The organism is Myxococcales bacterium, assembly GCA_016717005.1.
Taxonomy (GTDB): domain Bacteria; phylum Myxococcota_A; class Polyangia; order Haliangiales; family Haliangiaceae; genus UBA2376.
Window position 1 is genome coordinate 156690 of sequence record JADJUF010000001.1, and the last position, 13889, is coordinate 170578.

General features: G+C 72.1%; 7 protein-coding genes. 5 read left to right on the plus strand and 2 right to left on the minus strand.

The features are described 5' to 3' along the window. Positions 1–531: 531 nt before the first annotated feature. Positions 532–3084 (minus strand): sodium-translocating pyrophosphatase, encoded by a 2553-nt coding sequence (locus IPL61_00680; GenBank protein ID MBK9029854.1) that lies wholly within the window; start codon positions 3082–3084, stop codon positions 532–534. A 137-nt stretch (positions 3085–3221) separates the two neighbouring features. Here IPL61_00680 and IPL61_00685 point away from each other — a divergent pair, with 137 nt between their 5' ends. Further along, positions 3222–5795, plus strand: a complete 2574-nt coding sequence (locus tag IPL61_00685; protein ID MBK9029855.1) for a U32 family peptidase — start codon at positions 3222–3224, stop codon at positions 5793–5795. A gap of 211 nt (positions 5796–6006) precedes the next feature. Here the strand turns inward: IPL61_00685 and IPL61_00690 are convergent, their stop codons facing one another. Then, on the minus strand, positions 6007–6840 hold the full coding sequence (locus IPL61_00690) for a ferritin-like domain-containing protein (GenBank protein MBK9029856.1): 834 nt from the start codon (positions 6838–6840) through the stop codon (positions 6007–6009). A gap of 376 nt (positions 6841–7216) precedes the next feature. Here IPL61_00690 and IPL61_00695 point away from each other — a divergent pair, with 376 nt between their 5' ends. The 4 genes from IPL61_00695 to IPL61_00710 all read left to right on the plus strand — a co-directional run bounded on the left by IPL61_00695 (position 7217) and on the right by IPL61_00710 (position 13865). Beyond that, the gene (locus IPL61_00695) at positions 7217–7816 is read left to right on the plus strand and encodes a response regulator (GenBank protein ID MBK9029857.1); all 600 of its coding nucleotides are present in this window, start codon (positions 7217–7219) and stop codon (positions 7814–7816) included. An 88-nt stretch (positions 7817–7904) separates the two neighbouring features. Continuing rightward, positions 7905–9566 (plus strand): thiamine pyrophosphate-binding protein, encoded by a 1662-nt coding sequence (locus IPL61_00700; protein MBK9029858.1) that lies wholly within the window; start codon positions 7905–7907, stop codon positions 9564–9566. 248 nt (positions 9567–9814) lie between these two features. After that, a complete protein-coding gene (locus IPL61_00705; GenBank protein ID MBK9029859.1) occupies positions 9815–10888 on the plus strand; it encodes a hypothetical protein in 1074 nt (357 codons plus the stop codon). 4 nt (positions 10889–10892) lie between these two features. Then, positions 10893–13865 carry a response regulator gene (locus tag IPL61_00710; protein ID MBK9029860.1) on the plus strand — a complete coding sequence of 991 codons (2973 nt, stop codon included), beginning with the start codon at positions 10893–10895 and terminating at the stop codon, positions 13863–13865. Positions 13866–13889: the final 24 nt, after the last annotated feature.

Here is a 13889-nt window from a genome sequence, read left to right on the forward strand (position 1 = left end):
GGTCGGCTCGGCCGGGTCGGCTCCGGGTCCAGGTCGGTCGGTCGGGCTCCGGGTCCGGCTCCGGGTCCGGGTCGGACTCCGGGTCCAGGTCCGGGTCCGGGTCGGGGTCCGGGTCCGGCTCGGGTTCCGGGTCCGGCTCCGGCTCCGGGTCCGGCTCCGGCCCCGGTTCGGGTTCCGGTTCCGGGTCCGGCTCCGGCTCCGGCTCCGGTTCGGGTTCCGGTTCCGACTCGGGGTCGGGATCCGGATCCCGGCCGGATCCGGTCGGGATCGGGATCCGGGTCGGGGTCGCGATCGGGATCGGGATCGGGATCAGGATCGGGAACAGGGTCAGGATCGGGATCGGGATCGGGATCGGGCCCCGGATCCGACGCCGACGCCGACGCCGATGCCGACGCCGCCCTGCGCGCCCGCCGCCGGGATCCGGTTCTGCGCCCGGCGTCCGAAACGGCGACGGGCGCGGCCGGCGTTTGGCCGGGGCGCCCATCGGGGGACAGCGCGACGCGCCGGGGTGGCGCGCCGTGGGTCAGCGGATCAGGACGACTTGCCGTCGTCGATGCGCATGCCGTAGAACGACCGGTACACGAAGAACGCCGAGATCACGAAGCCGACGCCGGCGATGATGTGGTTGGTCATCGGCGCCAGCTTCAGCGACAGGCCGACGGCGAGCACGCCGAACAGGGTCGTGAACTTGATGACCGGGTTGAGCGCGACCGACGAGGTGTCCTTGAAGGGGTCGCCGACCGTGTCGCCGACGACCGAGGCCGCGTGCAGCTCGGTGCCCTTCTCCTTGAGCTCGACCTCGACCACCTTCTTGGCGTTGTCCCAGGCGCCGCCGGCGTTGGCCATGAAGATGGCCTGGTACAGCCCGAACAGCGCCATCGAGATCAAGTACCCGATGAAGAAGTACGGCTCGAGGCAGGCGAAGGCCAGCGTCGAGAAGAACAGCACGAAGAAGATGTTGATCATCCCCTTCTGCGCGTACTTGGTGCAGATCTCGACGACCTTCTTCGAGTCCTCGATCGAGGCCTTGGTCGCGCCCGAGTCGAGCTTGATGTTGGCCTTGATGTACTCGACCGCGCGGTAGGCGCCGGTCGAGACCGCCTGGGTCGACGCGCCGGTGAACCAGTAGATGACCGCGCCGCCGGTGATGAGGCCGAGCAGGAACGGCGGGTGCAGCATCGACAGGTTGCGGATCTTGTCGGCCTGGAGGCCGTCGGTCAGGAGCATGATGATCGCGAAGATCATCGTGGTCGCGCCGACCACGGCGGTGCCGATGAGGACCGGCTTGGCGGTGGCCTTGAAGGTGTTGCCGGCGCCGTCGTTCTCCTCGAGGAAGTGCTTGCCCTTCTCCCAGTTCGGCTTGAAGCCGAAGTCCTTCTCGATCTCCTCCTCGATGTTGGGCAGGGTCTCGATGACCGACAGCTCGTAGACCGACTGCGCGTTGTCGGTGACCGGGCCGTACGAGTCGACCGCGATCGTGACCGGGCCCATGCCCAGGAAGCCGAACGCGACCAGGCCGAACGAGAACACCGCGGAGGCCGAGGTCGCGGCGAAGCCGGCGATCTGGCCGTGCGAGCCGGCGGTGATCAGCTCGGCGAGCCCGACCGTCGTCGAGACGCCGTAGGCGATGCCCATCAGCGACACGATGGCCATGCCCATCCAGTAGCCCGAGAAGTTACCGGCGGTGAGGCCGGCCAGCACGTTGAGCGAGGCGCCGCCCTGGCGCGACGCGGTGACGACCTCCTTGACGTGGGCCGAGCGGGTCGACGTGAACACCTTGACGGTCTCGGGGATGATCGCGCCGGCGAGCGTGCCGCACGAGATGATCACCGACAGCTTCCACCACAGGCCGTAGCCGAGGTAGGTGCCGATCGTCCCGGTGCCGCTGGGGTCGAACTCCTTGCCCGCGCCCGGGCCGATCAGGAAGTACGAGATGAGGAAGGTCAGCCCGACCGCGACCGCCGAGGTCAGCCACACCAGGACCGTGAGCGGGTGCTCGAAGTCCATCTTGTCGACGTTCTCGAACTTCGGCTTGGTCAGCACGTACTCGTTGATGAGGTAGCTGCCGATCGACGCAACCACCATCGCGATGCGCATCGTGAACAGCCACACCAGCAGGATGGTCTGGAGCTCGGCGACCTGCGACAGGGCGATCAGGATGAAGGTGATGAGCGCGACGCCGGTGACGCCGTAGGTCTCGAAGCCGTCGGCGGTGGGGCCGACCGAGTCGCCGGCGTTGTCGCCGGTGCAGTCGGCGATGACGCCGGGGTTGCGCGCGTCGTCTTCCTTGATGTTGAAGACGATCTTCATCAGGTCCGAGCCGATGTCGGCGATCTTGGTGAAGATGCCGCCGGCGATGCGCAGCGCCGCGGCGCCGAGCGACTCGCCGACCGCGAAGCCGATGAAGCACGGGCCGGCGTAGTCGCCGGGCATGAAGAGCATGATCGAGAGCATGAGCAAGAGCTCGATCGCGATCAGCATCGTGCCGATCGACATGCCGGCCTTGAGCGGGATGGCGTAGGTCGGGTACGGCTTGCCGCGCAGCGACGCGAACGCCGCCCGGCTGTTGGCGAAGGTGTTGACGCGGATGCCGAACCACGCGACGCCGTAGCTGCCGAGGATGCCGATGATCGAGAAGCCGGCGATCGCGACCACCTTGAGCGGCGGCACCGCGTTGCCGGTGTCGGGGTTCTTCTCGAGGACGCCGAAGTAGACGACGATGATCGTGCCGACGAACAACCACAGGAGCGCGATGAACTTGCCCTGGGTCTCCAGGTAGGTGCGGCAGGTCGCGTAGATCAGCTCGGAGACCTCGCGCATCGACTTGTGCACCGGCATGTTCTTCAGCTGCCGGTAGATGGTCATGCCGAAGAAGATGGCGAGCGCGCAGACGAGCAGGCCGCTGGCGAGCACCGTCCAGCCGGACATGCCGAGGAACTTGACGACGCCGTGGCCGCCCTCGGCGACGCCGGTGTGGAAGTTGGGGAGGACGAGATCAGCCTCGGAGTGGATCTTGTGTCCACCACCGCCGTGGCCAGGTCCCGCCGCGGCCTGTGCGGCCGCCGCCTGGAGAATTGCAAACATGGGAATCACCTCAGGGAAGGACGTTTCGTGGGCGCGTTATAGGGAGGTGGCTACCGCTGCGCAAGGGCTGCGCCATTTCGTTGCACGTCGTGCCGATCGTCGCGCAGGTCTGTGATATTCGTGCTACCGGGGGCAGGATGCGCCGCTCCGAGATCCTCGCCCCCGCTGGCAGCGCGGCGTCCCTGGCCGCGGCGCTCGCCGCCGGCGCCGACGCGGTCTACTTCGGCGTCGACGAGGGCTGGAACGCGCGCGCCCGCGCCGACAACTTCCGCGTCGACGATCTGCCCGCGGTCATGCGCCAGATCCACCGCGCCGGCGCCCGCGGCTACCTGACGCTCAACACGCTGGTGTTCGAGGCCGAGCTGCCGGCGGTCGAGCGGATCGTGCGCGCGGCGGCGGCCGCCGGCGTCGACGCGCTGATCGTCCAGGATCCCGCGGTGGCGCTGATCGCGCGGGCGCTGTGCCCGGCCCTCGACCTGCACGCGTCGACGCAGATGACGCTGTCGTCGCCCGAGGCCGCGGCGGTCGCGGCGCGGCTCGGCATCGCGCGCATCGTCGTCCCGCGCGAGCTGTCGGTCGACGAGATCCGCGCGTTCGCGGCGGCGTCGCCGATCGAGCTCGAGGTGTTCGTCCACGGCGCGCTGTGCGTGTCGTGGAGCGGGCAGTGCCTGACCTCGGAGGCCTGGGGCGGCCGCTCGGCCAACCGCGGCCAGTGCGCGCAGAGCTGCCGCCTGCCCTACGACCTCGTCGTCGACGGCGACGTGCGCGACCTCGGCGAGGTCCGCTACCTGCTGTCGCCGCAGGATCTCGCGGGCGCGCCGGCGGTGCCGGCGCTGATGGACGCGGGCGTCGCGAGCTTGAAGATCGAGGGGCGCCAGAAGGGCCCGGCGTACGTCGCCGCGACCGTCGCCGGCTACCGCCGCTGGCGCGACGCGATCGCCGACGGCACCGCCGATGACGCCGCGACCGCGGCCGCGCTCGCCGACGATCTGGCGGCGATGGGCCTGGCGTACACCCGCGGTCCGTCGCTGGGGTTCCTCGGCGGCGTCGATCACCAGCGGCTGGTGGTGGGCCGCGCGCCCAAGCACCGCGGCCTCTACCTCGGGCGCGTGGTCGCGGTCGGGGCCCGCGCGCCCGAGGTCGTGCGCGACGACGACGGCCGCCCCTGGACCGGCGGGCTCGGCCTGGCCGCGCGCCCGGCGACGGCGACGCCCGACCGCGCGCAGCTCCCGCCGCCGGCGCCGCGGCCGCTCACGCCGACCGCCGGGCTGGGCGTGGTCTTCGACGACGGCCACCCCGAGGCCGACGAGCAAGGCGGCCCGATCTTCGCCGTCGACGCGCTCGGCCCCGACCGCTGGCGGCTCGGCTTCGGTACGCCCGGCCCCGAGCTGGCCCGGGTCACGGTCGGCACCCGGGTGTGGGTGACCTCGGATCCGGCCCAGCACCGCGCGGCCGAGCGCCTGGTCGCGACCGTGCCCGACGGGCGGATCGCGGTGGCGCTGGTCGTGGTCGGCGCCGTCGACGCGCCGCTGACGGTGACCGCGACCGCCGGCGGCCACCGCGCGACCGCGACCGCGACCGCGCCGCTCACGCCGGCCAGCGGCCGCGGGCTCGACGCCGCGCTCGTGCGCGACAAGCTCGGCGCGCTCGGCGGCACGCGCTACCACCTCGCCGAGGTCGACGCGTCCGGGCTGGCGCCGGGGCTGCACCTGCCGGTGTCGGCGCTCAAGGACCTGCGCCGGCAGCTGGTCGCGGCGCTCGACGCCGCGCTCGATCGGGTCGAGCGCGCGCTGGCGCCGGGCTCGGTGATCGCCGACGTCGCGGCGACGGCCTGGGCCGGGGTCGCGCCGGCGCCCGCGGCCGCGGCCGCGACGACGGTGGTGCCCCTGTGCCGGACCGACGCGCAGCTCGACGCGGTCCTCGCCGCCGGCGCCGCCGAGGTCGAGCTCGACTGGATGGAGCTGGTCGGCCTGGGTCGCGCGGTGGCGCGGGCGCGCGCGGCGGGCGCGCGCGTGGTGATCGCGACGCCGCGGGTGGTGAAGCCGGGCGAGGACCGCATCCTCGCGCACCTCGTGCGGCTCGAGCCCGACGCGCTGCTGGTGCGGAGCTGGGCCGCGCTGGCGGCGCTCGCGCCCCACGGCCTGCCCTTGCACGGCGACTTCTCGCTCAACGTGGTCAACGGCGTCACCGCCGGCTTCGCGCTCGGCCTCGGGCTCGCGACCGTGACCGCGGCCCACGATCTCGACGCCACCCAGCTCGACGCGCTCGTCGCCGCCAGCCGACCGGCGCGGCTCGCCGTGACCGTCCACCACCACATCCCCAGCTTCCACACCGAGCACTGCGTCTACGCCCACCTGCTGTCGGCCGGCCGCGACTTCCGCACCTGCGGCCGCCCGTGCGAGGCCCACGAGGTCGCGCTGCGCGATCGCACCGGCCAGGTCCACCCGGTCGTCGTCGACGTCGGCTGCCGCAACACCGTGTTCGGCGCCCAGGCCCAGAGCGCCGCGGGGCTGGCCGCGGGGCTGGTCGAGCGCGGCGTGGCGCGGCTGCGGGTCGAGTTCGTGCGCGAGGCCGGCCCCGACGCGGCCCGGGTCTGGATCGCGTACCGCGAGCTCGCCGGCGGCCGCCGGACCGCGGCCGACGTGGTCCGCACCGCCGCCGCGCTCGAGCAGTTCGGCGTCACGCGCGGGACCATGCGGGTCCTGCGCTGACCAGACGCCCGGCGGCGGCCCCGCTCAGGTAGCCAGGTCGAGTTGCGCGGCGCGCGCAGTGTCGCGCAGTCCGCGTCACGCGCGGGACCATCCGGGTCCTGCGCTGCCCCGGGGCCGCCGCTCAGGCGGCGTGGCGAACGTGCGCGGCGCGCGCTCGCCGTGACGCGCGCGACGATGCGGGCCCAGCGACCTGGCGCCTGGGTGCCGCCGCTCAGGCGGCCAGGTGGATCTGCTCGGCGCGCGCGGTGTCGCGCAGGTGCGTGAACTTCTCCGCCCAGCGCATGCACGGCCGCACGCCCTCGAGCCCGGGCAGCGACGCCATGCGCTCGTCGCACTGGGTGAACACCTCGACGGTGCGCTCGCCCGGGAACAGCCGCTCGATGAACGCCGCTTGCTCCGCCGGCGACTTGACGCCCGAGCCGGCGGGGTTCCAGCTGCGCTCGAGGATCGTCCGCACGACCTTCTGCGCCACCGGCTGGCCGTCGAGCCGCTCGCGCGCGGCCGTGTAGTAGTACGCGAAGTGGCGCCGCTCCTGCTTGCCGATCCGGCGGGCCAGCTCGGCCAGCACCGGGTTGCGGGTCGACATGACCAGCTGCTCGTAGCCGTGGCACGTGAGGATCTCCTGGACCGCGCCCCAGGTCATCCACAGCGCCACGAACGTGCGCGGCATCGCGCGCGCCAGGTTGGTCTGGACCGCGTCCTCGATCTTGGCCCGCACGCGCGCGTGGGCGCGCAGCTTGGCCGCGCGGCTCCCCGACGGCGGCACCGGCGAGCCGCACTCGGTCAGCAGCCGCGAGATCGCCTGGGCGTGGAAGTGCTCCTCGTAGTTCCACATGGTGAGGAACGAGATCAGGTCGGGATCGCGCGCGATCTCGAGCTTGGCGACCTCGAGGAAGTAGAAGAACGTCTGGCTCTCGACGTCGGCGAAGAACTCGAGGTTGGCGCGCTCGCGTTCGGTGAGCCCGTGGGCGCGCGCGGCGTCCCAGTCGAGGTCTTCGAACGCGACCTTCTGCGAGACAGAGAGATGTTGCTGGATGTCGGGCACGTAACACTCCTCGGCGACGATGCGGGACGTACCTGAGGCCCGCCCCCGGGTACCGGCGGCGACACAGTTACCACAAGCCCGCGCCTCCGATACGCGCTACCCCCGCGAGAGGATCACTCCCGGCGCGCGCCGAATTCATCGAACCACCGGACCACCCGACGTGCGATCATGACTCCGGGGTGACCGGTGGCGGGGACCGATGGTTCGCCAGGTGTGAACGTCAGATCCGATCCAGGGTACTAAGCGATCTTCTGATCACCGTAGCCGGGTGATTGCCGGCATGGGGCCGTCATGGTTACGTGGTCGGTGTCCGTCGAGATTGGATCGGGGTCGTTCCCGTTTGACACGGCCCCGAAGCGCGGTTATTGAGAAAAACGTGATCCCGGAAACCATCGATCCCGACTCGCTGCTCACCTCGACCCAGGTCGGTAACCTGCTTCAGGTTAACCCCAGTTCGGTCAAGAAGTGGGTCAATGACGGCCACATCGTAGCATTCCGGACTCCCGGCGGCCACCGGCGAATCCGCGCGCTCGATCTCGTCGCGTTCCTCGACCAGCACAAGATCCCGGTGCCGCGCCAGCTCCAGCACGCCGGCCGGCGGCGGATCGTCGCCGTCGACGACGACGTCACGCAGCTCCGCGCCCTCGGCCGCTCGTTCAAGCGCTGGAGCGAGAAGCTCGAGGTCGTGCTGGTCGACAACGGCATCGACGCGCTCGTCGAGGTCGGCTCCACGCGCCCCCACGGGCTGCTCATCGACGTGTTCCTGCCTGGGCTCGATGGCATCGAGGTGTGCCGTCGGCTCAAGGCCAACGCCGCGACGAAGGATCTCGCGATCATCGTGACCAGCGGCCGCCTCACCAGCGAGCTCGAGCAGGCGGCGCGTGCCGCCGGCGCGCGCCGTGTCCTTCGCAAGCCGGTCGACGTCACGGCCGTGATCGAAGAGCTCGGGTTGGGACTCCCGAACCCGAGCAGATAGGACCCCCTTGTCGACGAGCGACCTGCCCGCCTCCATCCCGTCCCCCTCGGCCGCGCCCGCAGAGTCGCACGAGCGTCGCACCGCCGACGTGCTGGTGGAGGTCCTCGCCGCGGCGGGCGTCGAGATCGTGTTCGGGCTGCCGGGGGGGCCGATCTCCCCGGTCCACGACGCGCTCCTGGCGCAAGGGCAGATCCGCCACGTCCAGACCCGCCACGAGAGCGGCGCGCTGTTCGCAGCCGCCGGGTACGCCCACGCCTGCGGCCGCCTCGGGGTCGCGGTCGTGACCTCGGGCCCGGGCATCCTCAACGCGATGACCGGCCTGGCCTCGGCCCACTGCGACGGCCTGCCGGTCTTGCTCCTGGTCGGCGAGGTGCCGCGCAAGATCCACGGCAAGGGCGCGCTGCAGGACGGCTCGAGCCACGGCCTCAACGTCGTCGGGATGACCCGCCACGTCACCAAGATGGCGGTCGAGCTGACCGAGCCGGCCAACGCGCCGATGGTGCTCCACCGCGCCATCACGACCGCGCTGTCGGGTCGGCGCGGCCCGGTCGTCGTCACGATCCCGATGGACGTCGCGGTGGCGATGACCCCGACGCCGCGGATCACCTCGCAGGTCGGCCTGGAGTTCGCGGTGGCGTCGGACGCGATCGACGAGGTCGCGGCGCTGCTGGCGATCGCCGCCCGGCCGTTGATCCTGGCCGGCTCGGGCGTGCGCGGCCACGGCGGCCCCGCCGCGCTGCGCGCGATGGCCGAGCGCTACCAGTGCCCGGTCGCGACCACGCCGAAGGCCAAGGGCGTCTTCCCCGAGGATCACCCGCTGTCGCTCGGGGTGTTCGGGCTGGGCGGGCACCCGTCGGTGCGCACCTACGCCGAGCGCGGCCTCGACGTGCTGATCGCGGTCGGCACCAGCCTGGGCGACGTCGCCACCGACGGCTGGAGCCCGCTGCTCAAGGCCCGGCGCGCGTTCATCCACGTCGACATCGACGGCCAGCAGATCGGCCGCAGCTACCAGCCGACGCACGCGCTGGTGGCGCCGGCCCAGGCCTTCCTGGCGGCGGTGCTCGAGCGCACGCCGGTCCAGCTGCCGCGCCTGGTCGGCTCGGGCGTCGTCCGCCATCGCCTGACCGCCGGGGCCAGCGATCGGCTGGCGCCGCACGACGCGATCACCGGCATCCAGGCGATCCTGCCGCGCGACACCATCTACACGGTCGACTCCGGCGATCACTTCCTGTTCGCCACCCACTACCTCGACCTCGCGCACCCCGACAGCTTCATCGTCATGACCGGCCTGGGCTCGATGGGCCAGAGCATCGGCGGCGCGATCGGCGCCAAGCTGGCGCGCCCCGAGCGGTCGGTCGCGGCGATCTGCGGCGACGGCTGCTTCGCGATGAACGGCTTCGAGGTGGCCACCGCGGCCGCCGAGGGCATCCCGATCGCCCTGTTCGTGATCAACGACCGCCGGCTGGGCATGGTCGAGCACGGCCACAAGACCGTCTACGGCCGCGACGCCAGCTACCCGATCGTGATGGACGTCGGCGCGCTGGCGCTCGGGCTCGGCGCCGACTTCGTCCGGGTCGAGCGCGCCGAGGACTTCGCGCGGGTCGCCGAGCGGCTGCGCGCCCCCGGCGGCCTGCGCGGCCCGCTCGTCGTCGACGTCCTGATCGATCCCGACGTCCGGATGCCCGCCCGCGACCGGATGGTCACGATCGATCCGCTCGGCCCGGCCCGCGGGACCAAGCTGGTCAACTGATGGCCGCGGCGCACCGGCACCCACGTAGCCGATCGACGCTCCGCCGAAAGCGAGGAACCGCCCATGAGGTCCAGCACGCGCGAACTTGCCCGTTGCGTCCCCACGCCGATCAACCAGATGCTGGCGCCCGGGACCGCTGACGCGCCCCAGATCTCGATCGCATACTCGGGAACAATGATCGCCTCAACTCGACGCTGGCGTTCGGCGCTCCCGATCACCGAACTGCCCACGAACTCCGGAGGCGCGCCGTGAGCGGGGTCGGCATCCTCGGGCTCGGCACCTACCTCCCGCCGACGGTCCGGACCAACGCCTGGTGGCCGCCTGAGGAGGTCGCGCGCTGGAGCGAGCGCATGGCGCACCGGGCGACGCAGGCGGCCGCACCGGATGCAGGCATGTCCACGGGCACCCGCCGGACGCTCGCCGCGATGGCCGCCTACGCCGACGACCCATTCCGCGGCGCGATCGAGCGGCGGGTGATGGATCCTGAGATGACCTCGTCGGAGATGGAAGCCCGCGCCGCGCGCGAAGCGCTCGAGCGGGCTGAAGTCGGGCCGGATCAGGTCGACGTGATCCTCTCGCAGACGCCCGTCCCCGAACACCTGATGGTCAACGGCGCGACGATCACGCACCGCCTCCTCGGGCTCGGTCGCCGATGCTTGGCGATCGGCACGGAGGGCGCGTGCAATGCGTTCGCGCTGCACACCAGTCTCGCGACGGCGCTCATCCGGAGTGGCCAGGCCCGGCACGTGTTGTCCGTCCACTCGTCGGCAATCACCCGCGTCCACGGCCCCGTGCAACCGCACAGCGCCTGGTGGGGCGACGGTGCCGCCGCCGCGGTCTTCGGCCCAGTGAGCGAGGGTCGTGGACTGCTCGCGGCGATCCACAACGCAGACGGCTCGCGCTGTGACGCGCTCGTCCTGGGCGTGCCCGAGCGAGCTTGGTGGGACGACGGTGCGATCACGACGCACGCGGTGAATCGCGTGAGCACGCGGGACATGCTGATGGGCATGGTCGATCGCGGCGGCCAGGCCATCGGCGAGGCGCTGACTGCGGCCGGCGTCACCCCGGCCGACGTCGACTACTACGCGTCCCACCAGAGCACGCCGTGGCTGACACGGGAGACCGCGGCCCAGGCCAACCTGAGTCACGCGAGGACCATGATCACATTTCCGCGCCTCGCCAACATGAACAGCGTGAACGTTCCATACATCCTCAGCGAGGGCGCGCGCACCGGCGCCCTCTCCGACGGCGACGTGGCGGTCACCTTCAGCGGCGGCCTTGGCGAGACCTGGTCGAGCCTGGTCTTCCGCTGGGGTCGGTGAGGTCGTGAGCGACGTCTCTTGTCGCTTCTTCGAGACGCCGCTGCGCGATCTAAGGCACCGTGGCTTCGACCTTCGGCGCCTGCTCGACGGCACGGGCTGCACCCTCGAGCAGCTCACCGACAAGGACGAGCGCGTGACCTGGAGCCAACTGGTCCGGATCCTGAAGAATGGTCGCGCCGCGTGGAGCGACGCCGACCTCATCCGGATCGGGGAACAGTCGACCGAGGGGCCTCTCGTGCAGTTCATCGGGGTGATCGCGCGCATCCGCTTCTCGGTCGGCGGCTTCTACCAGTGGGTCGCGTCTGGCAGCGGCGTCGCCAAGCAGATGATCGCGTGCGTGGACACGTCGTTCCGGCCGCTCGGCCCCGGTCGGTGCGAGGTCGACTTCCGGCTGCGCGACGGCTACGCGCCGTCGGACGAGTTCTTCCTGATCACGCGCGGGACCTACGCGGCGATGCCGCGCATGCTCGGTGCCCCGCCCGCGGCGATCACGATCGCGCCGACCTCGACTGGGGTCCGCTTCGAGATCCGCTACGCCGAGCCGACCGGCGCGCTCGCGCGGATCCGACGGACGGTGTCGTGGCCGTTCACCATGCGGCAGGCCGCGGACGAGCTCGCGGACGCCCACGACAGCTTGCTCAGTCGCTACCAGGAGCTCGACGCGGCCCGGGCGCACATGGCGGCGCAGGCGCGGCAGCTCACCGCCGCCAACCGGATCGCGGCGCTGGCCCTGGGTGATCTCGATCCGATCGCGACGATGCACGGCGTGTGCATCGCCCTGGTCGAGCACGCCGCGTGCGCGCAGGCGACGATCACGCCGACCGAGGGCGAGGCGATCAGCGCGACCACCGACGCCGCCGCCCCGGACGCGACCACGCACGAGTACGCGCTCGCCAGCGGCACGATCACGCTGGGCCGGCTGAGGGTCGAGTGCGACGGCGACGCGGCGCTGGTCGAGAGCTTGGTGCCGACGATCGCGCTGGTGGTGCAGAAGGCGCTCGATCAGCAGGCCCTGGCCAACTACCAGGAGGACCTCGAGCGGCGGGTCGCCGATCGCACGGCCGAGCTGACCGGGGCCCGCGACGAGCTGGCGGCCTCGGTGGCGCGGCTCGAGGAGGCCCAGGCGTCGCGCGAGCGGCTGTTCCACAACATCAGCCACGAGATCCGGACGCCCCTGGCGCTGGTGCTGCTGCTGGTCGACGGCGTGCTCGCCCACCACCGCGGCGAGCTGACCGATCGCGCGATCGCCCAGCTCAACTCGATCACCGGCAGCACCCGCAAGCTGGTGCGCCTCGTCGACGAGCTCTTGCTCCTCGCGTCGGGCCAGGAGCGCGACCTGGCGGTGCGCCCCGAGCCGGTCGACCTGACGACCACCCTGCCCGAGCTGGTGGCCGGCTGGACCCTGGCGGCGCGCGAGGCCGGCCTCGCGTTCGAGCTCGACGTCGCCGACGCCGGCGCCGTGATGGTCGATCCGGCCGCGCTCGAGCGCGTGCTGGCCAACCTGCTGTCGAACGCGATCAAGTTCACGCCCCGGGGCGGGCGCATCGACCTGATCGTGACCCGCGCCGACGCGCGCACCCGCGTCGTCGTGCGCGACGACGGGCCCGGCATCGACGCCGAGTTCCGGGACCGCATGTTCGAGCGCTTCGAGCAGGGCGAGGCCGGCAAGCGGCTCCGCGCCGGCAGCGGCATCGGGCTCTCGATCGCGCGCGAGCTGGTGCGGGCCCACGGCGGCGACCTGATCGCCCGCGCCAACCCCGGCGGCCGCGGCACCGAGTTCGAGTTCACCCTCGCCGGCACCGCCGCGACCGCGGGCGAGCACAGCGCCCCGGCGCGGCTGCTGCCGAGCGACTACGGCGTCGGCTCGACCGCGATCGCGGTGACGACGCAGCCGCCGGGGCTGTCCCACGGCCACATCCTCGTGGCCGAGGACGATCCCGGCCTGGCCCAGGCCATCGCGGCGCTGCTCGCCGACGAGTACACGGTCACCGTCGCCCACGACGGCGCCGAGGCGCTCGCCGCCGCGACCCGGCAGCTCCCCGACCTGCTGATCTCGGACATCGAGATGCCCGGCCTCGACGGCCTCGAGCTCGCGCGCCAGGTGCGCTCGCTCCCCGGCGAGACCGCGACGCCGGTGCTGATCATGTCCGCCCGCGCCAAGCTCGGCGATCGCCTGGCCGGCTTCGACGCCGGCGCGGTCGACTACCTGATCAAGCCGTTCGACCCCGGCGAGCTCCGGGCCCGGGTGCGGTCGCAGCTCGGGTTCCGCACGCTGGCCCAGCGCCTGTACCGGACCGAGAAGCTGGCGGCGATGGGGACGCTGTCCGCCGGCCTGGCCCACGAGCTGCGCAACCCCGCCAACGGCATCGTCAACGCGATCCAGCCGCTGCGCGAGCTGCTGCCGCCCGAGGTGCTCAACGGCGACGACGGCGTCGGCGATCTGATCGACGTGATGCAGCAGTGCGCCGAGCAGGTCGCGTACGTGTCGCGCCAGCTGCTCGGGTTCCGACGCTCGGGGGACCTCGATCTGCGCCGGGTGCCGATCGCCGATGTGATCAACCGCGCGCTGGCCAACGCCGGCGCCAGCCTGACCGGGGTCGCCCTCGAGACGACCTACACCTACAGCGGACCGATCCGGTGCGCGGCCCCGCTCCTGACCCAGGTGCTGGTCAACCTGCTCGAGAACGCGGCCCAGGCCGCCGGCCCCGGTGGCTGGGTACGGGTGGACACCGGCTCCGACGACGACAAGGCGCGGATCGAGATCTCGGACAGCGGCCCGGGCGTGCCCGCGGCCCTGCGGGAGAAGGTGTTCGAGCCGTTCTTCACCACCAAGCCCCCGGGCCAGGGCACCGGCCTGGGCCTGGCAACTGCGCGCGACCTCATCCAGCGACATCAGGGTACACTCGACATCCGAAGCCGGGATGACCGGACGACCTTCGTGATCGAACTGCCCCTGGCCAGCGAGGTCCGCCGATGACGCCTCCCAGCGAGATGACGGGTC

Bases quoted from the DNA above. Each gene is read 5' to 3' on its own strand.
- IPL61_00685 (MBK9029855.1), top strand. From the start codon at position 3,222: ATGCGCCGCTCCGAGATCCTCGCCCCCGCTGGCAGCGCGGCGTCCCTG.
- IPL61_00680 (MBK9029854.1), bottom strand. From the start codon at position 3,084: ATGTTTGCAATTCTCCAGGCGGCGGCCGCACAGGCCGCGGCGGGACCT.